Origin of the sequence: Pseudomonas sp. P7779, from assembly GCF_013386315.1 — a bacterium.
GTDB lineage: Bacteria > Pseudomonadota > Gammaproteobacteria > Pseudomonadales > Pseudomonadaceae > Aquipseudomonas.
The window spans coordinates 66,978-90,528 of record NZ_JACARZ010000025.1; the positions used below are offsets into that span (position 1 = coordinate 66,978).

General features: G+C 57.9%; 18 protein-coding genes. 4 read left to right on the plus strand and 14 right to left on the minus strand.

Annotated elements, in window-relative coordinates; all coding sequences use genetic code 11:
* Positions 1-24 precede the first annotated feature (24 nt).
* From HX869_RS09205 to mtnA, 14 genes are all read right to left on the minus strand, one after another.
* Positions 25-1,473 carry a mannose-1-phosphate guanylyltransferase/mannose-6-phosphate isomerase gene (locus HX869_RS09205; protein WP_178903008.1) on the minus strand — a complete coding sequence of 483 codons (1,449 nt, stop codon included), beginning with the start codon at positions 1,471-1,473 and terminating at the stop codon, positions 25-27.
* Positions 1,470-2,735, minus strand: a complete 1,266-nt coding sequence (gene wecC / locus HX869_RS09210; protein ID WP_008437696.1) for a UDP-N-acetyl-D-mannosamine dehydrogenase — start codon at positions 2,733-2,735, stop codon at positions 1,470-1,472. Before wecC ends, HX869_RS09205 begins: the two co-directional genes overlap by 4 nt.
* Before the next feature lie 9 nt (positions 2,736-2,744).
* A complete protein-coding gene (gene wecB / locus HX869_RS09215) occupies positions 2,745-3,875 on the minus strand; it encodes a non-hydrolyzing UDP-N-acetylglucosamine 2-epimerase (RefSeq protein ID WP_008437695.1) in 1,131 nt (376 codons plus the stop codon).
* Between the two features lie 786 nt (positions 3,876-4,661).
* Complete coding sequence (locus HX869_RS09220) at positions 4,662-6,032, minus strand: Wzz/FepE/Etk N-terminal domain-containing protein (RefSeq protein WP_177008095.1); 1,371 nt, start codon at positions 6,030-6,032, stop codon at positions 4,662-4,664.
* Between the two features lie 387 nt (positions 6,033-6,419).
* Entirely contained in the window at positions 6,420-6,665 is a 246-nt protein-coding gene (locus tag HX869_RS09225; RefSeq protein ID WP_008437692.1) for a lipopolysaccharide assembly protein LapA domain-containing protein, read from the minus strand.
* A 24-nt stretch (positions 6,666-6,689) separates the two neighbouring features.
* Positions 6,690-6,986, minus strand: a complete 297-nt coding sequence (gene ihfB / locus HX869_RS09230) for an integration host factor subunit beta (protein ID WP_008437689.1) — start codon at positions 6,984-6,986, stop codon at positions 6,690-6,692.
* A gap of 339 nt (positions 6,987-7,325) precedes the next feature.
* Positions 7,326-9,020: a 30S ribosomal protein S1 gene (rpsA, locus tag HX869_RS09235; RefSeq protein WP_003218806.1), complete on the minus strand. Its 1,695-nt coding sequence runs from the start codon at positions 9,018-9,020 to the stop codon at positions 7,326-7,328.
* Positions 9,021-9,139: 119 nt separating this feature from the next.
* Complete coding sequence (cmk, locus tag HX869_RS09240; protein ID WP_003172653.1) at positions 9,140-9,829, minus strand: (d)CMP kinase; 690 nt, start codon at positions 9,827-9,829, stop codon at positions 9,140-9,142.
* Positions 9,826-12,036: a bifunctional prephenate dehydrogenase/3-phosphoshikimate 1-carboxyvinyltransferase gene (locus HX869_RS09245; RefSeq protein ID WP_008437686.1), complete on the minus strand. Its 2,211-nt coding sequence runs from the start codon at positions 12,034-12,036 to the stop codon at positions 9,826-9,828. The genes cmk and HX869_RS09245 overlap by 4 nt, the downstream gene beginning before the upstream one ends.
* Positions 12,037-12,064: 28 nt before the next feature.
* The gene (hisC, locus tag HX869_RS09250) at positions 12,065-13,177 is read right to left on the minus strand and encodes a histidinol-phosphate transaminase (protein ID WP_003218810.1); all 1,113 of its coding nucleotides are present in this window, start codon (positions 13,175-13,177) and stop codon (positions 12,065-12,067) included.
* 9 nt (positions 13,178-13,186) lie between these two features.
* Positions 13,187-14,281 (minus strand): prephenate dehydratase, encoded by a 1,095-nt coding sequence (gene pheA / locus HX869_RS09255; protein ID WP_003218812.1) that lies wholly within the window; start codon positions 14,279-14,281, stop codon positions 13,187-13,189.
* Positions 14,281-15,366, minus strand: a complete 1,086-nt coding sequence (gene serC, locus HX869_RS09260) for a 3-phosphoserine/phosphohydroxythreonine transaminase (RefSeq protein WP_003218814.1) — start codon at positions 15,364-15,366, stop codon at positions 14,281-14,283. Before serC ends, pheA begins: the two co-directional genes overlap by 1 nt.
* Before the next feature lie 218 nt (positions 15,367-15,584).
* A complete protein-coding gene (gene gyrA, locus HX869_RS09265; protein ID WP_003218817.1) occupies positions 15,585-18,248 on the minus strand; it encodes a DNA gyrase subunit A in 2,664 nt (887 codons plus the stop codon).
* 302 nt (positions 18,249-18,550) lie between these two features.
* Positions 18,551-19,627: an S-methyl-5-thioribose-1-phosphate isomerase gene (gene mtnA, locus HX869_RS09270; protein WP_177054116.1), complete on the minus strand. Its 1,077-nt coding sequence runs from the start codon at positions 19,625-19,627 to the stop codon at positions 18,551-18,553.
* Between the two features lie 108 nt (positions 19,628-19,735).
* Here mtnA and HX869_RS09275 point away from each other — a divergent pair, with 108 nt between their 5' ends.
* From HX869_RS09275 to HX869_RS09290, 4 genes are all read left to right on the plus strand, one after another.
* Positions 19,736-21,067: a TRZ/ATZ family hydrolase gene (locus HX869_RS09275; protein ID WP_003218823.1), complete on the plus strand. Its 1,332-nt coding sequence runs from the start codon at positions 19,736-19,738 to the stop codon at positions 21,065-21,067.
* Between the two features lie 63 nt (positions 21,068-21,130).
* A complete protein-coding gene (gene ubiG / locus HX869_RS09280; RefSeq protein WP_003218825.1) occupies positions 21,131-21,829 on the plus strand; it encodes a bifunctional 2-polyprenyl-6-hydroxyphenol methylase/3-demethylubiquinol 3-O-methyltransferase UbiG in 699 nt (232 codons plus the stop codon).
* A gap of 4 nt (positions 21,830-21,833) precedes the next feature.
* Positions 21,834-22,505 carry an N-acetylmuramic acid 6-phosphate phosphatase MupP gene (mupP, locus tag HX869_RS09285; protein WP_003218827.1) on the plus strand — a complete coding sequence of 224 codons (672 nt, stop codon included), beginning with the start codon at positions 21,834-21,836 and terminating at the stop codon, positions 22,503-22,505.
* 189 nt (positions 22,506-22,694) lie between these two features.
* Positions 22,695-23,435 carry a YciK family oxidoreductase gene (locus tag HX869_RS09290; protein WP_003218829.1) on the plus strand — a complete coding sequence of 247 codons (741 nt, stop codon included), beginning with the start codon at positions 22,695-22,697 and terminating at the stop codon, positions 23,433-23,435.
* Positions 23,436-23,551: the final 116 nt, after the last annotated feature.

Genomic DNA, 23,551 nt, shown 5'->3' on the forward strand with positions numbered 1-23,551 from the left:
GTACAACTCCTAAAAATTTAAGCCTTAAACACGTCCATAGGTATCGTCAAATCGAACAATATCATCCTCACCCAAGTACGTTCCCGACTGCACCTCTATGATCTCAAGAGGAATGGTGCCAGGATTGGAAAGGCGATGAACATGGCCAATAGGGATATAAGTACTCTGGTTTTCGTTCAGCTGAAAAACACGATCTTCACAGGTGACTTCAGCGGTACCAGACACGACAATCCAATGCTCCGCCCGATGGTAATGCTTCTGCAAACTCAAGGTTGCTTTCGGCTTCACCAATATCCGCTTCACCTGAAAGCGTGAGCCCGAATCTATGCTGTCGTACCAGCCCCAAGGGCGATGAACACGACGATGAAGCTTTGATTCTGGCCTGGCCTTGATATTCAACGCTTCGACAATAGCCTTCACACCCTGGCTACGATCTTTATCCGCAACCAATACGGCATCAGGCGTTTCGACGATAACAATATTTTCAAGCCCCACGGCCGTTACCAAACGGTGAGAGGCGTAAACCAATGTATTGGAGCTGGAGTCTATTATTACGTCGCCATGGGTAGCGTTTTGTTTTTCGTCCTTTTCACTCGAACGCCAAACAGCATCCCATGCTCCCAGGTCAGACCAACCGGCATCCATCGTGAGCATTTTCAACGTCAGGCCAGCTGAAGGCGTTTTCGCGCAATGCTCGATCACGGCATAGTCAATCGACTCAGGCGGTATCAGGGAAAACGCGTCAAGTTGTGGTCGAATAAACCCATTATCTTCAACTCGGCCCTTCCACGCGGCCTCAGTGGCATCGAAGATGTCACTTCTGAACGCGCCCAGTGCTTTCAACCAGACTGACGCGCGCAGCACAAAAATACCGCTATTCCAGAAATAGCTTCCATCTTCCAGGTATTTTTCTGCGGTTGTCCGCTCAGGCTTTTCAACAAACGCATCCACCCTCTTGACGGTAGAGGGGTCTGCCGAGTGGATATAACCATAACCCGTCTCAGGGCGATCAGGCGTAATCCCCAAGATCACAATGCTGCCGTCTTTCGCAACATCGACCGCTTTACTGACCGTGTCAGTAAAAGCTTTAATATCGAGAATCATCTGGTCGGCCGGGACAACGACCAGAACCGGGTCAATCTCCTCTCCCACCTCATCGCGCGCATAAAGCGCCGCCAACGTAAGCGCAGGGGCCGTATTGCGTCCTACCGGTTCAAGAATGACAACAGCTTTAGAAACGTTCATTTCCCGGATCTGGTCGAGACACAGGAAACGATGCTCATCGTTGGCAACGATGCATGGAGCCAATAAATCCGAGCCTTGACCGTCAATCTTCAACAGTCGGGCAATCGCCTGCTGAAACAACGTCTCCCGCCCCGAAATTGCCAGAAACTGCTTCGGGTAAAGAGTTCTGCTAAGCGGCCAGAGTCTCGTTCCCGAGCCTCCAGACATAATAACCGGAAGAATTTTCATACAAGCCAGATTCCCCGGGTATCAACAATCCGGCGACCCTCGAGAAGTGAAGAAGAAACACTTTTGAATGGCTTGTGATCCACCAGTAACAACAAGACATCCGCGCGCTCAAACGCTTCTTCTATTGTGCACAACTCAGCGTTCGGCAACGTCGCAGGCAGAGAATCAATATTAGGTTCTACGACAATAACCTTCCCGGCGTGCCGGCTTGAGATATTTTTCGTAATTTCCAGAGATGGACTTTCCCGCAGGTCATCAATATCAGGTTTGAATGCCAGGCCGAAGCACGCGATAACAATGTCTTTTTCCGACTTCCCGGGGTGACTCGACAGATGATCGGCCACAGCAGCATCAACTTTCTCCATAACCCACGACGGTTTTGAGTCATTGACTTCGCGTGCAGTTTGGATCAGTTTCGCCTGGCCTTCAGCCTGACTCACGATGAACCAAGGGTCGACGGCGATGCAATGCCCACCCACGCCAGGTCCTGGTTGGAGGATATTGACGCGAGGGTGCCGGTTGGCGAGCTTGATAAGCTCCCACACATCGACATCGAACTTATCGCATATCATCGACAATTCGTTCGCGAAGGCAATATTCACATCGCGAAAGCTGTTCTCGGTCAACTTGCACATTTCTGCTGTTCGGGCGTTGGTGATAATGCACTCGCCCTCCACAAACAATTTGTACAGACGTGTGGCGGCTTCTGAGCACTTGGGTGTCATCCCGCCGATGACGCGATCATTCTGTACCAACTCGCGCAACACGTGACCGGGAAGCACGCGCTCAGGGCAGTGAGCCACGCGAATGTCCGACGCCTCGCCATGGGTCTGCGGGAACGTCAGGTCAGGGCGTGCTTCAGCCAGCCATGCCGACATCTTCTCAGTCGCACCCACGGGAGAAGTGGACTCGAGGATGACCAGATCACCCTTTTTCAATACTGGCGCAATGGATTTGCTTGCGGACTCAATGTAAGAAAGGTCCGGAGCATGACCGTCCTTGAAAGGAGTGGGCACCGCAATCAAGAAGGCGTCCGCCGGCTCAGGTCGTGTACTGGCGCGCAGATACCCCTCGGTCACGGCCGCGTGCACGACTATGTCCAAATCAGGCTCAACGATATGAATCTGTCCGCCGTTGATCGTATCGACGGCCTTTTGATTAACGTCGACACCAATGACCTTTAACTTTCGCGCAGCAAAAACGGCTGCGGTTGGCAAACCGATATAGCCCAAACCAATTACAGAAATAGTGGAAAAATCCATGACCAAACCTTAATTTTTGAAAGTGGCTAGAGCATTAACAATACGCATGCAGGCGTGACCGTCACCATAAGGATTATGAGCAACGCTCATCTCCTCGTAAGCCTTCTGATCAAGTAAAAGCTCACGCAAGTGGTGAACTATCTTGTCCTTCTCTGTACCGACCAATCTGACGGTACCCGCCTCAATCGCCTCAGGCCGCTCGGTAGTGTCCCGCATGACCAGCACGGGCTTGCCCAAAGAAGGTGCCTCTTCCTGCACACCACCGGAGTCCGTCAGAATCAAGTACGACCGATTCATCAAATAGACAAAAGGTAGATAATCCAATGGTTCGATGAGGTGAATATTTTTTATACCAGCCAACAAACGGTTGACCGGTTCACGGACATTTGGATTCAAATGAACGGGGTACACGATCTCCACATCATCAAACTCATGGGCAATCGAAGCCAACGAACTGCAGATCCTTTCGAATCCATCGCCGAAGCTTTCACGCCGATGCCCTGTCACAAGGATGACGCGGCGTTGAGCAGGTAAAAATGCGAACTGCTCGGAGAACTTCTGTTTTAACTGGTCATTGGTCTCGAGCTTCTGTACGACCTCAAGCAGAGCGTCGATTACAGTATTCCCAGTCACATGAATCGCGTCAGGTGACACCCCTTCACGCAGTAAATTCTGTTGCGATCGTTCAGTAGGAGCGAAGTGAAGAAGCGCGAGCGCTCCCGTCAACTTTCGATTGGCCTCTTCCGGCCAGGGAGAATATAAATTTCCGGTGCGAAGCCCAGCTTCGATATGAGCCACAGGAATTTGCTGATAGTACGCCGCCAATGTAGTTGCAAAGGTCGTAGCGGTATCACCATGCACCAAGACAATATCCGGCCGATAAGTCCGGAAGACCTCTTTCATTCCCTGAAGAATACCAGTTGTCACGTCGGTAAGGTCTTGACCCGACTTCATGATATTAAGATCAAAGTCAGGTTCAAGTTTAAATAACTCTAACACTTGATCCAGCATTTCACGGTGTTGACCCGTGACGCAGATTTTGGCCTCAAAACGCTCATCTGCATTCAACGCTAAAGCTAATGGAGCCATTTTTATAGCTTCCGGTCGCGTACCGAAAACACTCAAGATCTTTAAAGTCATTAGATTACCAACGATTCCATATCATTATTTAGTCAGAGAATCAGTCTGGAAACCAGCAACGCTGCCATGCCCCTGCCTGACCTACCGATTACGCGCAAGCGAGTTTTCGCCGCTCCAACTGCAACCGCCTCTGCTTTGCAGCGCAGCATATCATCAACAAGCGTGCCAACATAACGCCTGGCTGGCTCAACCACACGCCCCATGAGACCCCATCATCCCCCCCTCAGTTCAGGACAGGACAAGGTTTTACCGCAACATTTGCAGTGAGCCGCTTCACCGCAATGGTGCGTCGCAACCTCTCATTGAAATTGGGCTTTTGGTTATTGCCCCACAGGAACCCGACCTATCCGAGATCGCAATTGGGCCCACGCTCGACTGTGCCATGCAGCTCGTTGCTAATCGCCGGCGCACCCTGCACGACCGACCTGGCCGAACGGTACGCCCTTATCAAATTCCGAACCAATACTAGCCATAAGCCATTAACCTGGAGACCGCACATAAAAATCCACATCAAACCGTATTAGGCGGTGCACCATCAACTATTAAACCAACAATACAAACCTGTGCAGGACGCTTGACGCCCGCACAAGTAAACAAAGATCAAATGCCGAAACGCCATGAAGACTCGACGCAAAGTCTTAGTAACTTTTGATAGCCGAGAAACCACCCAGGAATGCCCCTCGGCGGTTCACAGTTGCGCAAGCACGTAATGCAGGTTCCGTATGAAAGCAAGAATACGGCCCCGAGGGGAAAACGCGTGAAGCCAAAAGCTTCACGGCCTTGGAGTTATTTTCGGTTTAACTTATTGCCAGGCTCTTGTTGCCGATCCAACTGAGCGACCGAATGGAGAAGTGAGCCTGCCGGCTCGTGCCCATCGCGCTCTGCATTGTCGCGAGCAGCACGTAACGCCTGCCTGACCAACGCAATACCAATCGCGACAATCGCCCCCAGGAGCAGGCCAAGAAAAATGATCAATGGACGATTCGGGCTCGACGGAACCAACGGCTCAAGGGCCTGCTGGTCAATACTCACCAGCCGCAGCTTCGCCAGGTCGATATTCAGGCTACTCAAACGGAAAATCTCTGTTCTCAACGGTTGAACGCCGGCAAGAAAGATATCTTCATTTTTTCGAGCATCGAGGACCTCAATCTCTCGGTTGGATGCGAGCAACTGAAGTTCCCTGGCGATTTGAGCGATGCGCGACTCGGTAAAATCATCCGACTTGCGTGACTGCAATGCAGCAAGCTCAGCCTTAAGCGCATCTACCCCCATAAAATAAAGTGGGATCTGCTGGTTGTTCACCTCAGTACGCATCACGCTACCAGCGTTCGTCACGGCCGATTCACCAAGTGAAGAAGGCGTAGCCGGCTTTTGAATGCCCAGGGAACGGGCAATCCCTATAGCCTCATTCAGCTGAGCAATACGGTCGCTACGCAAGGTTTTCAACTGCGAACGCAGCGCCTTCAACTCATCCTGCAATTGCGCGCGTTTCAACGAGTCAGCTTCTCGCAATGACGCTATTTTGGCTTCTTTTTCAATATCGTAGTTTGAGCGAGCCGAATCGAGCTTGCCTTTAAGCTCCCTCAAACGGTTTTTAACGATCACATTCAAATCAGCCGTGACGCGTTCGCGCTCACTTTCGATAGCGTAGTCGACAAAGCCATTAAGAATAGAGACGCCGTCGACGCCTTTCGGATACATCATCTCGAGCTTGATGTAGGAACTCAGCGAATTTTTCTTATCTGCATCAGGAAGAATCAAACGAATAGAGTCATGATTGAACTCCTGAAAACTCTGCTCCAGAGTCTGCCCAGGACGAACAAATTTCTCGAAAAGCTTCTGGTTTTTCTTGAAATAGCTCAGGCGCGTATCATAAGAGTCGAGCGCTGCGCCCACTTTGAGGAGCGCGTCAGCCGGAGGAAGCTGATATATCTCTGATCGATTTAGCGCATCCAAATCATTAATCGCCGCAGGCCGCAAAACCGTGCTGACCTTATATACAGGGGAAGCTAAAAATGCGTAGGACGCCGCAATCAATCCCGCCCCGAGAGTGACGAAAAGCAGAAGTTTTTTTTGTTGCCAGACAGACGCGAAAAGTCGCACAAAATCAATTTCGTCGGACGATCGAACCGGGGGAGCACGGAAGCTACTACTCACAACAAAAACCTGCCTTCAAAGAGAAACTGCGGGCTCGTTATGCAGACAAGATTGTGTATTTTTATTTTAGTTATATGGCCGAAAAAAACCAGCGTCGCTGCCGGACTTTAGCGCACAAAATGCCTGTTATCGAGAACAGATTCCATTTTGCCATCTCACTGACATATTACAAGTCTTGACATATCTGTAGGAGTCTTCCTACACAGATAGGGGCAACCCTTATATAGGCCGTCCGAGAAGGACAGAAAAGCAAATTTCGTAGCCGCGAGACAATAGTCAGCGGTATCGCCGGACTTACCACATGCCGTTCACTCGACGTAACCGATGCGCACCGCACCAGAAAAATCCGACGAACGGCTCGCGAGTGACACAATAACCATGGAAGCTCTACCCACGCCTTGCGGGCATGGACTTTTGACGTCGACCCCACCCAACGATGACACTAAACAGCGGTCCCAGCAGCATTCCAATTATCAAGGCCACGACCACAAACACCGACACCGGCATCTGCCCGGTCACCCAGCCCAGGAATGAAAGAGACGCGCCCTGCTGGTTTTCCAGCACGAACCCCAACACTGCCAGCACGACAATTAGCATAGCCAGCACCAGAACAACGCGCTTAACCCCACGCATAACCTTCTCCTACCCCAAAAACACTCAGACGCTTTCTTCTTCGTCTTCGTTCACCCGATCGCGCAATTCCTTGCCCGGCTTGAAATGAGGCACGAACTTGCCATCGAGGCTGACGGACTGCCCGGTTTTTGGGTTGCGACCCACACGAGGCGCACGATAGTGCAGCGAGAAGCTACCAAACCCACGAATTTCAATCCGATCGCCGGTAGCCAGACATTGGGACATCTGCTCAAGCATGGTCTTGATGGCCAGCTCCACATCCTTGGATGAGAGCAGCCCTTGATGGGTGACAATTCGTTCGATCAACTCCGACTTCGTCATATTTTTCCCTTCTTTTTCAAGCAGCTAGGAAAAGCGCTTCGAAGGTTTTAGCATGACCGGAGGAATTTGAACAGCCCAAGTATTGACTTATATTCAAAGAGTTGGGGCGTAACTCGATGAGAGTTGGCATTGCGCCGCACGGCCGCTAGCCGCCGCTCAGCTTCACTGAAGCCACTCCACGGCGATCACTGCCAGATAGAGCCTACAGGAGCCGATGCGCTGCCAGCGTGACCACAGCGTTCCACCTGCAGAACACCAAGGCGAAGTTGCGCACAACACTAAATCCCAGGCACAAAAAAGGGCGACCGAAGTCGCCCTTTTTCTATGGTCTGACAGAACTTAGTTCTGCTTTTCCATTTGTGCACGCAGCAGGTCGCCCAGAGTGGTAGGACCAGCAGAAGGCTCAGAGGTAGCTGGCTTGTCGCGCAGGCTCTGGATGGCTTCTTTCTCTTCAGCATCGTCTTTCGACTTGATGGAGAGCTGGATTACGCGGCTCTTGCGGTCAACGCTGATGATCTTGGCTTCTACTTCTTCGCCTTCTTTCAGAACGTTGCGCGCGTCTTCAACGCGGTCACGGCTGATTTCGGAGGCTTTCAGAGTCGCTTCGATATCGTCGGCCAGAGTGATGATGGCGCCTTTAGCGTCAACTTCCTTCACGATGCCTTTAACGATTGCGCCTTTGTCGTTCTCTTGAACGTACTCGGAGAACGGATCGCTTTCCAGTTGCTTGATACCCAGGGAGATGCGCTCGCGCTCTGGGTCAACCGACAGGATAACGGTGTCCAGCTCGTCGCCCTTCTTGAAACGACGAACAGCTTCTTCGCCAACTTCGTTCCAGGAGATGTCGGACAGGTGAACCAGACCGTCGATGCCGCCGTCCAGACCAATGAAGATACCGAAATCGGTGATCGACTTGATGGTGCCGGAGATTTTATCGCCCTTGTTGAACTGGCCAGAGAAATCTTCCCATGGGTTAGATTTGCACTGCTTGATGCCGAGGGAGATACGACGACGCTCTTCGTCGATGTCCAGAACCATAACTTCCACTTCGTCGCCGACTTGTACGACTTTCGAAGGGTGGATGTTCTTGTTGGTCCAGTCCATTTCGGAAACGTGTACCAGGCCTTCCACGCCTTCTTCCAGCTCTGCGAAGCAGCCGTAGTCGGTCAGGTTGGTAACACGCGCGGTGACGCGAGTGCTTTCTGGGTAACGAGCCTTGATAGCGACCCATGGATCTTCGCCCAGCTGCTTCAAGCCCAGGGAAACACGGTTGCGCTCACGATCGTACTTCAGAACCTTGACATCGATCTCGTCGCCAACGTTGACGATTTCCGATGGATGCTTGATACGCTTCCAAGCCATGTCGGTAATGTGCAGCAGGCCATCGACGCCACCCAGATCGACGAATGCGCCGTAATCGGTGAGGTTCTTGACGATACCTTTGACTTGCTGGCCTTCCTGCAGGGATTCCAGCAGAGCTTCACGCTCGGCGGAGTTCTCTGCTTCCAGGACGCTGCGACGGGAAACGACAACGTTGTTGCGCTTCTGGTCGAGCTTGATGACCTTGAATTCGAGTTCCTTGCCTTCCAGGTGCGTGGTGTCGCGCACAGGACGAACGTCGACCAAAGAACCTGGCAGGAACGCACGGATGCCGTTAACGTCGACAGTGAAGCCGCCTTTAACCTTACCGTTGATAACGCCCTTGACCACTTCTTCAGCTGCGAAGGCTGCTTCGAGAACAATCCAGCATTCAGCGCGCTTGGCTTTTTCACGGGACAGCTTGGTTTCACCGAAACCGTCTTCAACCGAGTCCAGAGCAACGTGAACTTCGTCACCGACATTGATAGTCAGGTCACCAGCATCGTTGTAGAACTGTTCCAGCGGGATCAGAGCTTCAGACTTCAGACCAGCGTGAACGGTTACCCAGCGAGCTTGGTAATCGATATCAACGATAACACCGGTGATGATGGAGCCTGCCTGAAGGTTCAGGGTTTTTAGGCTTTCTTCAAAGAGTTCCGCAAAGCTTTCGCTCATTTTAATTCCTGTTGATAAGGGCGAAGAATACGCCCATCTCCACACCCCAGACGGTGTGGGTCAGTTTCAATTAAAAGAAGCACCACAGGACTATGACTGGTCCCCTGCGGCCTTCTTGGTCACCCGGCGATATCGCGAATGGCGATCTCACTCAAGATGCGTTCCAGCACCTGCTCGATGGACAACTCCGTGGAATCCAGCTGTATGGCGTCAGCCGCCGGCTTGAGCGGGGCTACCGCACGCTGGGTATCACGCTCATCGCGTGCACGGATCTCATCTAGCAGACTCGACAGACTAACACCATCGACTTTGCCCTTCAACTGCAAGTAACGGCGACGGGCCCGCTCCTCGGCGCTGGCCGTGAGGAAAATCTTCAGCGGCGCCTCGGGGAAGACCACCGTGCCCATGTCGCGGCCATCGGCCACCAGACCCGGCGGCTCCTGGAAAGCCCGCTGGCGCTGCAGCAAAGCATCGCGCACCGCCGGCAATGCGGCGACCTGGGAAGCCCAGGAGCCGACCTGCTCGTTGCGCAGGTCGTCGGTCACATCGTCCCCTTCCAGGATGATGCGCTGGGGATGACCTTCGGTCGCCCCGACGAACTGCACGTCAAGATGCGCAGCCAGCAGCTTCAGCGATTCTTCGTTGGTCAGGTCGACGCCATGGTTGCGGGCGGCAAAGGCCAGCAATCGGTATAGCGCCCCGGAATCCAGCAGGCACCAGCCCAGGCGCTTGGCCAGGATGCCGGCGATCGTGCCCTTGCCCGAGCCACTTGGCCCGTCGATGGTAATCACCGGTGCTTTGATATTCACAATTGAGCCTCTTGGGCAACACGGATGCCGACTTGGGCACACAGTGTAAGAAAATTCGGAAAAGACGTAGCCACGTTGGCGCAGTCATGGATACGAATCGGCGCAGCCGCTCGCAGGGAAGCCACGCTGAAGGCCATGGCAATCCGGTGATCGCCATGGGCGTGGACTTCACCACCGCCGATCACGCCACCATCGATAATAATCCCATCAGGTGTCGGTTCACACTTCACGCCCAGCGCAAGCAGACCGTCGGCCATGACCTGGATCCGGTCGGACTCCTTGACCCGCAGCTCCTCTGCCCCACGCAATACCGTCCGGCCTTCGGCGCACGCCGCAGCCACGAACAACACCGGGAACTCATCGATAGCCAGCGGGACCAGGGCTTCAGGAATCTCGATCCCCTTCAACGGCGCCGCACGAACACGCAAATCAGCGACCGGCTCACCACCCACTTCCCGTTGGTTTTCCAGGGTGATGTCAGCGCCCATCAGTCGCAGGATATCGATCACGCCGGTACGGGTCGGATTGATACCCACATGTTCAAGCAACAGCTCGGAGCCTTCGGCAATCGACGCCGCCACCAGGAAGAACGCCGAAGAGGAAATATCCCCAGGCACCTCAATATGGGTCGCGGTCAACGCATGGCCCGACTCGACCGCAGCCGTAGCGCCCGCCACGTCCACCGGATACCCAAAACCGCGCAACATCCGCTCGGTATGGTCGCGGGTCGGCGCCGGTTCGGTAATCGAGGTTTTACCCTCGGCATACAACCCGGCTAACAACAGGCAGGACTTGACCTGAGCGCTGGCCATCGGTAATGCGTAGGTCAGCCCCTTAAGTGCCTGGCCACCGCGAATGGTCAGCGGCGGACGCCCTTCCGGCCCGGTCTCGATCACCGCACCCATTGCGCGCAATGGCTTGGCCACGCGATTCATCGGGCGCTTGGACAGCGAGGCGTCCCCCGTCAACACACTGTCGAAGCGCTGGGCCGCCAGCAAACCGGACAACAACCGCATGGAGGTGCCGGAGTTACCCAGATAGATCGGACCTGGCGCCGGCTTCAAGCCATGCAGGCCAACCCCGTGGATGGTGACGCGCCCATGGTGCGGGCCTTCAATCACCACGCCCATGTCGCGGAACGCCTGCAAGGTCGCCAGGGCGTCCTCACCCTCCAGAAAACCTTCGACTTCAGTGACACCGTCCGCCAGAGAACCGAGCATGATCGAGCGATGGGAGATCGACTTATCCCCAGGCACGCGGATCTGCCCGCTCAAGCGGCCACCGGGACTGGCGAGAAACACCAGGTCATCCGCGTTTACTGCAGCATCCATATAGGCCCGACGCGCCAGAATCTTGCTGAAATGCTCCCGTGCCACCCGCGCACGGGTGAACACGCCCAACAACTGGTGCCCGTCGCCAGCATCGACCGCGTCGCGCAAGGCGTCGAGGTCGCTGCGGAACGTGTCCAGGGTGCGCAACACCGCATCGCGGTTGGCAAGGAAGATGTCGTGCCACATCACCGGATCACTACCGGCGATCCGGGTAAAGTCGCGGAAACCACCGGCGGCGTAGCGGAAAATCTCGAGGTTCTCGTTGCGCTTGGCCAGCGAATCCACCAGGCCAAATGCGAGCAAATGCGGCAGATGGCTGGTCGCTGCCAGCACTTCATCGTGGCGCTCGACCTGCATATGCTCGACATCCGCCCCCAGCTCGCGCCAGAGCCGATCCACCACGGCCAGTGCCGCAGGATCGGTTTCATCCAGTGGTGTCAGAATCACTTTATGGCGACGGAACAGCTGCGCATTGGACGCCTCCACCCCGCTCTGCTCGGACCCGGCAATCGGATGCCCGGGCACAAACCGCGCAGGCATGCCACCAAAGGCCAGCCGCGCCGCACGCACCACATTGCCCTTGGCACTGCCGACATCGGTCAGGATTGCCTGGCCCAGATCCATGCCGGCCAACAGCGCCAGCAACTTCTCCATGGCCAGGATCGGCACCGCCAGCTGAATGACATCCGCGCCCTGGCAGGCTACAGCGAGGTCAGCCTCGCAACGGTCCACCACACCCAACTCCACCGCCAACTTGCGCGATTGCGGGTCCAGGTCCACACCGACCACTTCGCCACACAGGCCGCTTTCCCGCAGGCCCTTCGCAAAGGAGCCGCCGATCAATCCCAGACCGACCACCACCAGGCGACCGATCATAGGTACAGCAGGTTGCAATGCAGTGACATCAACCACGAGCCAGAACCTTGGCCAGCGCTTCGAGGAAGCGGCTGTTTTCAGCAGGCAGACCGATGGTGATGCGCAGGTGGTTCGGCATGCCGTAATTGGCCACCGGACGCACGATCACACCCTCGCGCAGCAAGCCCTGGAACACAGGAGCCGCCACTTGGCCGAGGTCGACGCAGATGAAGTTGCCCTTGGACGGAATCCAGCCCAGGCCCAGCTCACGGAAGCCTTCCTGCAATTGCAGCATGCCGCTTTCGTTGAGGCGACGGCCTTCTTCCAGGTACTCGGCGTCCTGCACCGCAGCGCAAGCCGCCGCCAGTGCGAGGCTGTTGACGTTGAATGGCTGGCGCACACGGTTCAACACATCGGCTACCACCGCAGTGGACAAGCCGTAACCGACCCGCAGCGACGCCAGGCCATAAGCCTTGGAGAAGGTGCGCGAGACCAGCAGGTTCGGATAAGCCGCGAGGAAGTCCAGGCCGTCCGGCAAGTCGCTGCCTTCGGCGTACTCGATGTACGCCTCGTCCAGCACCACCAGTACATGCTCCGGCACGTCCTGCAGGAAGTTATCCAGCACCTCGGCGCTGAACCAGGTGCCGGTCGGGTTGTTCGGGTTGGCGATAAACACAACACGAGTATTGCCATCGATGGCCGCCAGCATGGCTGGCAGGTCATGACCCCAGTCTTTCGCAGGAATCACACGCGCCTCGGCGCCAACGGCCTGAGTGACGATCGGATAGACCGCAAACGCGTGCTCGCTGAATACCGCGTTCAGGCCCGGCGCCAGATAGGCGCGGCCGACCAGCTCCAGAATATCGTTGGAGCCGTTACCCAGGGTCACCTGGTTGATATCAACGCGGCAGTTTTTCGCCAGCAGGGACTTGAGTTCAAAGCCGTTACCATCAGGATAACGGGTCAGTTCGGCCAGCGCCTCACGAATCGCGGCCAGTACCTTGGGGCTTGGGCCCATCGGGTTTTCGTTACTGGCCAGCTTTACGATCTTCGACGGATCCAGATTCAACTCACGCGCCAGCTCGTCCACAGGCTTGCCCGGAACGTAAGGCGACAGTTGTTGCACGCCCGGCTGCGCCAGGGCGAGGAAGTTGCCACTCATGTTAAAGCCTCACAAAACCGCTTTCGGGTAAGAGCCCAGCACCTTGAGTGCCACGGCTTCCTGACTGATTTTCTCGAGCACACCCTTGACCAGTGGGTCGCGGTGATGGCCGACGAAGTCGATAAAGAACACATAAGTCCATTTACCGCTGCGCGAAGGACGAGTCTCGATTCGCGTCAGGTCAATCCCGTTGTCGTGGAACGGCACCAGCAGCTCATGCAGCGCGCCGGGCTTGTTGCTCATGGAGACGATGATCGATGTCTTGTCGTCGCCGGTCGGCGGCACTTCCTGGCTGCCGATCATCAGGAAGCGCGTGGAGTTATCCGGGCGATCCTCGATTTTCTCGGCCAGGCGCGTCAGCCCATACAGGCCGGCAGCCATGTCGCCGGCAATCGCCGCCGAGTTCCACTCACCCTTGACCCGCTTCGCCGCTTCGGCGTTGCTGGACACCGCCACGCGCTCCACATTCGGGTAGTGCGCGTCCAGCCACTTGCGGCACTGGGCCAGGGACTGGGCGTGGGAGTAGATGCGGCTGATGCTGTCGGTCTTGGTGTTTTCGCCCACCAGCAAGTGGTGGTGAATACGCAACTCGACTTCGCCGCAGATCACCATGTCGTGCTCAAGGAAGCTGTCGAGGGTGTGGTTGACGGCACCTTCGGTGGAGTTTTCCACCGGCACCACGCCAAAATTCACCGCCCCGGCGGCCACTTCACGGAACACTTCGTCGATCGCAGCCATCGGCTTGCTGATCACCGCGTGACCGAAGTGCTTCATGGCCGCGGCTTGAGTGAAGGTGCCTTCCGGGCCCAGGTAAGCCACTTTCAGCGGCTGCTCCAGTGCCAGGCACGAAGACATGATTTCACGGAACAACCGCGCCATCTCTTCGTTGCCCAACGGGCCCTTGTTGCGTTCCATCACGCGCTTGAGCACCTGGGCTTCACGCTCCGGACGGTAGAATACCGGCACTTCGCCTTCAGCCAGGGAAGCCATCTTCACCCGTGCAACTTCCTGGGCGCACCGCGCGCGCTCACTGATCAGTTCCAGGACTTTCTCGTCCAGGCTGTCAATGCGTACGCGCAGGGCCTTGAGTTCTTGCTCAGACATTAGCCGTGTTCCTTTTCGAACTCTGCCATGTAAGCCACCAACGCCTTGACGGCGTGGATATCGACAGCGTTATAGATGGAGGCGCGCATGCCACCTACCGAACGGTGGCCCTTGAGGTTCAACAGGCCGCGCTCGTCGGCGCCGGCAAGGAAAGGCTTGTCCAGGCGGTCATCCGCCAGGCGGAACGGCACGTTCATCCACGAACGGTCGGTCAGGTTGATCGGGTTGCTGTACAGGCCGCTGGCGTCGATGAAGTCGTACAGGGTACGTTTCTTCTCTTCGTTGAGCTTGCCCATGGCAGCCACGCCGCCCTGCTCTTTCAGCCATTCGAACACCAGGCCCGACAGGTACCAGGCAAAGGCCGGCGGGGTGTTGTACATCGAGCCGTTATCGGCCGCGACCTTGTAGTTGAGCATGGTCGGGCACAGCGAACGCGCACGACCCAACAGGTCTTCACGGACAATGTTGACCAGGATGCCGCTCGGGCCGATGTTCTTCTGTGCACCGGCGTAGATCATGCCGTACTTGGACACATCGATCGGGCGCGAGAGGATGTCCGAGGACATGTCACAGACCAGCGGGACATCACCCACTTCCGGCACCCAGTCGAACTCCAGGCCGCCGATGGTTTCGTTCGCCACGTAGTGAACATAGGCCGCGTCTTTCGACAGCTTCCACTCGTTCTGACCGGGGATGGCGAAGTAGTCGTAGGGCTTGGCCGTGCCTGCCACATTGACGTGACCGTAACGGGAGGCCTCTTCAATGGCCTTCTGCCCCCAGATACCGGTGTCGATATAGTCCGCAGTGCCGTCTTCCGGCAGCAGGTTCAGCGGGATCTGGGCGAACTGCTGGCTCGCACCACCCTGCAGGAACAGCACTTTGTAATCGGACGGGATGTCCAGCAAGTCGCGCATATCCTGCTCGGCCTTGGTGGCAATGGACACGAACTCATCGCTGCGATGGCTCATTTCCATCACGGAGAGGCCTTTTCCATGCCAGTCGAGGAGTTCACCCTGCGCGCGCTGCAGGACTGCTTCAGGAAGCGCCGCGGGACCGGCACAGAAGTTATAGGCTCTCTTGCTCACATCCAATCTCTCTGATCTGGTGGGACTGCAATCAACATCCCGCAACGCGGAACCCTGTAGGAGCTGGCTTGCCAGCGATGCAAACGACTCGGCGCTTCACTTGAATCGAGTTGATGCCATCGCCGGCAAGCCGGCTCCTACAAGAGCGGCGCGGCGTCGTATTTCAAACGGGACAAACAACAAGGGGGCGAATCTTCATCCGCCCCCTGTGTGTCCGCTTATTCCTGCGGTTCTTCTTCGTCTGCGGCAGCGTCGAGTGTTGGCTCGTCGACGCCGTCATCGGCATCGCCGATCACTTGCCCCTCGAGTGCAATCCCCTCTTCACCTTCCAGCTCCTCGCCTTCGACTTCCGATGGCTCCTGGACACGCTCCAGGCCTACCAACGTTTCGTCGCTGGCCAGCTTGATCAAGGTCACGCCCTGGGTGTTACGCCCCAGGCTCGACACTTCATCAACCCGGGTACGTACCAGAGTGCCCTGGTCGGAAATCAGCATGATTTCCTCACCATCCAGCACCTGGACCGCGCCGACCAGGCGGCCGTTGCGATCGTTGCTGACCATGGCGATAACGCCCTGGCCGCCACGCTTGTACTCGGGGAACTCGCTGATGGCCGTACGCTTGCCGTAGCCGCGGGCCGATGCAGTGAGGATCTCGCTGCCTTCTTCCGGGATCAGCATCGAAATCAGCTTCTGCCCTTCCGGCAGGCGCATGCCGCGCACACCGCGGGCGGTACGGCCCATGGCACGAACGTCGGATTCCTTGAAGCGCGTGACCTTGCCGCCGTCGGAGAACAGCATGACTTCACGCTCGCCGTCGGTGATGGCCGCGCTGATCAATACGTCGCCTTCGTCCAGTTCGAGGGCGATCAGGCCCACGCTGCGTTGACGGCTGAAGGATTCCAGCGGGGTCTTCTTCACGGTGCCTTTCGCAGTGGCCATGAAGATGAAGTGACCTTCGGTGTACTCGTCTACCGGCAGCATGGTGGTGATGTATTCATCACTGTCCAGCGGCAGCAGGTTGACCAGCGGACGACCACGGGCAGCGCGGGACGCTTCCGGGATTTCGTAGGTTTTCAGCCAGTACACCTTGCCCTTGCTGGAGAACAGCAGCAGCGTGGTGTGGCTGTTGGCAACCAGCAGGTGAGCGATGTAGTCCTCATCCTTGACGCCGGTAGCCGATTTGCCTTTACCGCCACGACGCTGGGCCTGGTACGCAGCCAACGGCTGGGTCTTGGCATAGCCACCGTGGGAAATGGTCACGACGCGATCCTCTTCCGGGATCATGTCACCCAGGGTCAGGTCGAGACGGGCGTCGAGAATCTCGGTGCGGCGCACATCGCCGTATTCGGCGCGAATCACTTCCAGTTCTTCGCGGATCACTTCCATCAGGCGCACGGCGCTGTTGAGGATGCGGATCAGCTCGCCGATCTGGTTGAGGATCTCCTGGTACTCGGCCAGCAGTTTCTCGTGTTCCAGGCCGGTCAGACGGTGCAGACGCAGTTCCAGAATGGCCTGGGCCTGTTCCGGGGACAGGAAATACTTGCCGTCGCGCAGGCCGTATTGTGGGTCCAGGGTCTCCGGACGGCACGAATCGGCACCGGCACGTTCCACCATCGCTACTACGGCACTGGATTCCCACGGCATCTTGATCAGCGCTTCCTTGGCTTCCGACGGCGTCGGCGAAGCCTTGATCAGGGCGATGACCGGGTCGATGTTCGACAGCGCAACAGCCTGGCCTTCCAGGATGTGGCCGCGTTCACGGGCCTTGCGCAGTTCGAATACGGTACGGCGGGTTACCACTTCGCGGCGGTGACGCACGAAGGCTTCCAGCAGATCCTTGAGGTTCAGGATGCGCGGGCGGCCGTCGATCAGCGCTACCACGTTGATACCGAATACGCTTTGCAGCTGGGTCTGGGCGTAGAGGTTGTTGAGGATCACCTCAGGCACTTCGCCACGACGCAGCTCGATCACCACGCGCATACCGTCCTTGTCAGACTCGTCGCGCAGCTCGGTGATGCCTTCCAGCTTCTTCTCTTTAACCAGCTCGGCGATCTTCTCGATCAGACGCGCCTTGTTCAACTGGTAAGGGAGTTCGGTGATGACGATCTGCTGACGGCCACCGACCTTGTCGATGTCTTCGATGATCGAGCGGGCACGCATGTAAATGCGGCCGCGACCGGTACGGTACGCTTCGATGATGCCGGCGCGACCGTTGATGATCGCGGCGGTCGGGAAGTCCGGACCCGGGATGTACTGCATCAGCTCATCGACGGTCAACTCGGGGTTGTCGATGAGGGCCAGGCAACCGTCGATGACTTCACCGAGGTTGTGTGGCGGGATGTTGGTGGCCATGCCCACGGCGATACCGCTGGAGCCGTTGACCAACAGGTTGGGAATACGGGTCGGCATGACCGCCGGGATCATTTCGGTGCCGTCGTAGTTCGGCACCCAGTCCACGGTTTCCTTGTGCAGGTCAGCCAGCAGCTCGTGCGCCAGCTTGGTCATGCGCACTTCGGTGTATCGCATGGCCGCAGCGTTGTCGCCGTCGACCGAACCGAAGTTGCCCTGGCCGTCTACCAGCAGGTAGCGCAGGGAAAACGGCTGGGCCATCCGAACGATGGTGTCGTACACCGCAGTGTCGCCGTGAGGGTGATACTTACCGATCACGTCACCGACAACACGGGCAGATTTCTTGTACGGCTTGTTCCAGTCGTTACCCAGCTCGCTCATCGCGAACAACACACGCCTGTGCACGGGCTTCAAGCCATCGCGCGCATCAGGCAGTGCCCGACCGACAATTACGCTCATCGCGTAGTCGAGGTAGGACTGTTTCAGCTCGTCTTCGATATTGACCGGGAGGATTTCTTTGGCCAGTTCGCCCATGAGAAGCCTGATTCCTTTTTCGGGTGAAACCTCGTCACATCCTATGGGACGAACGAAGCTCGCCGCTGCCGGCATGATGCCTGGCAACGACTTACGACAAATCAACGAGTTATGACACGGATCTGCGCATTAAAGGTTACCCCTTGGGGTGACCCTGGAAACCGCCGGATGTTATCACAATCGCCGCCACGCACCTATCCCCCTGATGCGCATGGAGCATAGTAAGTTGACGGATGACAGGCTTGACGGCGACGAGAGGGCCTTAGAGCTGGATCCAAGGGGATTTTTGCGGGCAAATTGCCTCAATGCAGGCGTTTACGACACATCAGTTGCGCCAACTTCGCCGTGTCGGGGCGTTCGACGATGCCTTTTTCAGTGACGATCACATCAATCAGGTCCGCCGGCGTCACGTCGAACACCGGGTTGAAGGCGTCTACATCAGCGGCTACGCGGGTGCCGCCGACTTCCAGCAGTTCACGGGCGTCGCGCTCTTCAAGCGGCACGTCATCACCGCTGGTCGCCATCAGGTCGATGGTGGAGCTGGGCGCTACCACCATGAAACGCACGCCGTGATGCATGGCGCACACCGCCAACTGATAGGTACCGATCTTGCTGACCACGTCACCGTTGGCCGCAATGCAGTCGGCACCGACGATCACCCAGGTCACGCCCTTGGTCTTGAGAATATGCGCGCCAGCCGAATCGGCATTCACGGTGACCGGAATGCCTTCATTGGCCAATTCCCAGGCCGTCAGCCGCGAACCTTGCAGCCAGGGCCGGGTTTCGTTGGCGTAGACCCGCTCCACCATGCCTTCCAGAAACGCCCCGCGAATCACGCCGAGTGCCGTACCCACGCCGCCCGTGGCCAGCGCACCCGCATTGCCATGGGTCAGGATCGCCTGGACATTGCCCTGGTGCTTGCGGATCAGCTCTACACCCAGCTGCGCCATGGTCAGGTTGGCTTCACGATCACTTTGGTGAATCGCCACCGCCTCGGCCTCCAGCACCTTCAACGGATCGGCGTGTTTCTTGAGGCGATCGAGGCAATCGCGCATGCGCTTCATGGCCCAGAAAAGATTCGACGCGGTCGGGCGGGTATCCGCCAGCAGCGCGTAGTCCTCCTCCCAGGCGGCCTGCCAGTCATCGCCCTCGGCGATGTGGGCACGAGCGGCCAGCACCAGGCCATACGCCGCACTGATGCCAATGGCCGGCGCACCGCGCACCACCATTGTGCGAATGGCCTCGGCCACCTCGGCAGCACTGGTGCAGGCGACCCAGGTTTCTGCAGACGGCAAAATACGCTGATCGAGCAGGTACAGTGCGCCATCACGCCAGTCGATGGCCTTCACTTTCTCCGCAGCCAACAGTCGATCGCGCATCCCTCACCCCGCACTCATGAACAAAAGCCGCCGATTATAGCGATCCGCCAGCCAGGACGCTCGGGTATACTTCGCCGTTCTTTATAGATGCCTGGGAAACTGCCCTCGATGACACCGACTGCCGCCCCGCTCGACTTATTGCTGCTGCCCACCTGGCTGGTACCTGTCGAGCCTGCCGGCGTAGTGCTCAAGGAGCACGCCCTGGGCATTCGTGACGGGTGCATTGCGTTTATCGGCCCACGCGCCGCGGCCTTGAAGCTCGCAGCGAGCGAAGTGCGTGAACTGCCGGGCATGCTGCTCAGCCCCGGCCTGATCAACGCCCACGGCCACGCGGCCATGACGCTGTTTCGCGGCCTGGCCGACGACCTGCCGCTGATGACCTGGCTGGAAAACCACATCTGGCCCGCCGAGGCCAAGTGGGTCGACGAAGCCTTCGTCCGCGACGGCACTGACCTGGCCATCGCCGAGCAGATCAAGGGCGGCATCACGTGTTTCTCGGACATGTACTTCTTCCCGAAAGTCGCCAGCGAACGCGTGCACAACAGCGGCATGCGTGCGCAAATCGCCATCCCGATCCTGGATTTCCCGATTCCCGGCGCTGCTGACGCCGACGAGGCGATTCGCCAGGGCGTCGAGCTGTTCGGCGACCTCAAGCATCACCCACGGATCAAAATCACCTTCGGCCCGCACGCGCCGTACACCGTCTGCGATGAAAACCTGGAAAAAATCCGGGTGATCGCCGAGGAACTGGACGCCTCGATCCACATGCACGTGCATGAAACCGCCTTCGAAGTGCAGCAGTCCGTTGAACAGCGTGGTGAACGCCCGCTGGCACGGCTTGGCCGCCTGGGTTTGCTGGGGCCGCGCTTCCAGGCCGTTCACATGACCCAAATCAGCGATGACGACCTGACTTTGCTGGTAGAAAGCAACACCAGCGTGATCCATTGCCCGGAATCCAACCTGAAACTGGCCAGCGGCTTCTGCCCGGTGGAACGCCTGTGGCAAGCCGGCGTCAATGTGGCAGTAGGCACCGACGGCGCGGCCAGTAACAATGACCTCGACCTGCTGGGCGAGACCCGCACCGCCGCGCTGCTGGCCAAGGCCGTCGCCGGCTCGGCCACCGCCCTGGATGCCCACCGCGCCCTGCGCATGGCCACCCTCAACGGCGCCCGGGCCATGGGCCTGGAAAGTCAAATCGGCTCGCTGGAAGTCGGCAAGGCCGCTGACATCGTGGCCTTCGACCTGTCGGGCCTGGCGCAACAACCGATCTACGATCCGGTCTCACAGCTTATATATGCCACCGGACGCGATTGTGTGAAACACCTTTGGGTCGGCGGCAAGCAATTGCTCGACGACCGGCAACTGACCCGCCTGGATGAACAACAGTTGTGCGCCACGGCCATCGCCTGGGGCCAGCGCATCAGCGGACACAGCGAATAACACCCGCCCTGGCAACGCATGCCAGGGCCGGCAAAACGTTTTATCAGATTTAGAGGATTCCCCATGAGCAACGTCGACCACGCTGAAATCGCCAAATTCGAAGCCCTCGCCCATCGCTGGTGGGACCGCGAAAGCGAGTTCAAACCCCTGCACGACATCAACCCGCTGCGGGTCAACTGGATTGACGAGCGCGTCAACCTGGCCGGCAAGAAGGTACTGGATGTGGGTTGCGGCGGCGGGATCCTCAGTGAATCCATGGCTCAGCGCGGCGCCACCGTGATGGGTATCGACATGGGCGAAGCGCCATTGGCCGTGGCCCAGTTGCACCAACTGGAGTCCGGCGTGAACGTCGAATACCGGCAGATCACCGCCGAAGAGCTGGCCGAAGAGATGCCCGGGCAGTTCGACGTGGTCACTTGCCTGGAAATGCTCGAGCACGTGCCGGACCCGTCCTCGGTGATCCGCGCCTGCTTCCGCATGGTCAAGCCCGGCGGCCAGGTGTTCTTCTCCACCATCAACCGCAATCCGAAGGCGTACCTGTTCGCGATCATCGGTGCCGAATACATCATGAAGCTGCTGCCCCGCGGCACCCATGACTTCAAGAAATTCATCCGCCCTTCCGAGCTGGGCGCCTGGAGCCGTCAGGCCGGGCTGACCGTCAAGGACATCATCGGCTTGACCTACAACCCGCTGACCAAGCACTACAAGCTGGCCAGCGACGTTGACGTCAACTACATGATCCAGACCCTGCGCGAGGAGTAAGCCTGTGAAGTTGCGAGCGGTTCTTTTCGACATGGACGGTACCCTGCTGGACACCGCGCCAGACTTTATCGCCATCTGCCAGGCCATGCGCGCTGACCGCGGCCTGGCACCGATCAACGACCAGCACATCCGCGATGAAATCTCCGGCGGCGCCCGGGCGATGGTCGCCGTGACCTTTTCCATGGACCCCGAGTCCCCGGGCTTTGAAGAGCTGCGCCAGGAATTCCTCGAGCGTTACCTCAAGGGCTGCGCGATCCACAGCAAGCTGTTCGAGGGCATGGAAGAGCTGCTGGTGGATATCGAGAAATCCAGGCTGATCTGGGGCGTGGTCACCAACAAGCCACTGCGCTTTGCCGAACCGATCATGCAGCAGCTGGGCCTGGCCGAGCGCTCCGCGCTGCTGATCTGCCCGGACCACGTGAAGAACAGCAAGCCGGACCCGGAACCGTTGATCCTGGCGTGCAAGATGCTCGACCTGGACCCGGCCAGCGTGCTGTTCGTGGGGGATGACCTGCGGGACATCGAGTCGGGCCGCGACGCCGGCACTCGCACCGCGGCGGTCACCTACGGCTATATCCACCCGGACGACAACCCGCGCAACTGGGGTGCCGATGTGGTGGTGGATCACCCGCTGGAATTGCGCAAAGTGCTGGACAGCGCGCTGTGCAGCTGCTGATCGGGACTGCCTGAGGTTGCTGCAACTTTGTGGCGAGGGAGCTTGCTCCCGTTCGACTGCGCAGCAGTCGCGAAAAGCTGGGGCTGCTTCGCAACCCAACGGGAGCAAGCTCCCTCGCCACAGAAGCCTTGGCCAGCCTTGGCCGCAATCAATCACATGGATTTTCTGTGAACTTTGTCGAGGTTGTTTATGTTTGATTACTCCGCACGTCCAGAACTGCTCAAAGGCCGGGTCATCCTGGTCACCGGCGCCGGTCGCGGGATTGGCGCAGCGGCGGCCAAAACCTATGCTGCCCACGGCGCCACCGTGCTGCTGCTGGGCAAGACCGAAGCCAACCTGGCCCAGGTCTACGACGAAATCGAAGCCGCCGGCCAACCGCAGCCGGTGGTGATCCCGTTCAACCTGGAGACCGCCCTGCCCCATCAATACGATGAGCTGGCAGCGATGATCGAAAAGGAGTTCGGCCACCTCGACGGTTTGCTGCACAACGCCTCGATCATCGGCCCGCGCACACCGATCGAGCAGTTGTCCGGCGAGAACTTCATGCGGGTGATGCATGTGAACGTCAACGCGATGTTCATGCTGACCAGCACGCTGTTGCCGCTGCTCAAGCTGTCCCAGGATGCGTCGGTGGTGTTCACCTCAAGCAGCGTGGGCCGCAAGGGCCGGGCTTATTGGGGGGCTTACGGGGTGTCGAAGTTTGCCACCGAAGGGCTGATGCAAACCCTGGCGGACGAGCTGGACAACGTCGCACCGGTGCGCGCCAACAGCATCAACCCAGGCGCCACCCGCACCAGCATGCGGGCCCAGGCGTATCCAGGGGAGAACCCGACCGATAACCCGACACCGGAGGAAATCATGCCGGTGTACCTGTACCTGATGGGGCCGGACAGTACCGGCATCAATGGGCAGGCGTTTGACGCGCAATAACTATCTGGAACACAGTGCAACCTAATGTGGGAGCGGGCTTGCTCGCGAAGGCGGAGTGTCAGTCAACAGAGATATCGACTGATCCACCGCCTTCGCGAGCAAGCCCGCTCCCACAT

Coding starts and splice junctions, on each gene's coding strand:
- HX869_RS09205 (WP_178903008.1), bottom strand. CDS start 1,473: ATGAAAATTCTTCCGGTTATTATGTCTGGAGGCTCGGGAACGAGACTC.
- wecC (WP_008437696.1), bottom strand. CDS start 2,735: ATGGATTTTTCCACTATTTCTGTAATTGGTTTGGGCTATATCGGTTTG.
- wecB (WP_008437695.1), bottom strand. CDS start 3,875: ATGACTTTAAAGATCTTGAGTGTTTTCGGTACGCGACCGGAAGCTATA.
- HX869_RS09225 (WP_008437692.1), bottom strand. CDS start 6,665: ATGCGTGGGGTTAAGCGCGTTGTTCTGGTGCTGGCTATGCTAATTGTC.
- ihfB (WP_008437689.1), bottom strand. CDS start 6,986: ATGACGAAGTCGGAGTTGATCGAACGAATTGTCACCCATCAAGGGCTG.
- rpsA (WP_003218806.1), bottom strand. CDS start 9,020: ATGAGCGAAAGCTTTGCGGAACTCTTTGAAGAAAGCCTAAAAACCCTG.
- HX869_RS09245 (WP_008437686.1), bottom strand. CDS start 12,036: ATGATCGGTCGCCTGGTGGTGGTCGGTCTGGGATTGATCGGCGGCTCC.
- hisC (WP_003218810.1), bottom strand. CDS start 13,177: ATGAGTGGCAACTTCCTCGCCCTGGCGCAGCCGGGCGTGCAACAACTG.
- pheA (WP_003218812.1), bottom strand. CDS start 14,281: ATGTCTGAGCAAGAACTCAAGGCCCTGCGCGTACGCATTGACAGCCTG.
- gyrA (WP_003218817.1), bottom strand. CDS start 18,248: ATGGGCGAACTGGCCAAAGAAATCCTCCCGGTCAATATCGAAGACGAG.
- mtnA (WP_177054116.1), bottom strand. CDS start 19,627: ATGCGCGATCGACTGTTGGCTGCGGAGAAAGTGAAGGCCATCGACTGG.
- HX869_RS09275 (WP_003218823.1), top strand. CDS start 19,736: ATGACACCGACTGCCGCCCCGCTCGACTTATTGCTGCTGCCCACCTGG.
- ubiG (WP_003218825.1), top strand. CDS start 21,131: ATGAGCAACGTCGACCACGCTGAAATCGCCAAATTCGAAGCCCTCGCC.
- HX869_RS09290 (WP_003218829.1), top strand. CDS start 22,695: ATGTTTGATTACTCCGCACGTCCAGAACTGCTCAAAGGCCGGGTCATC.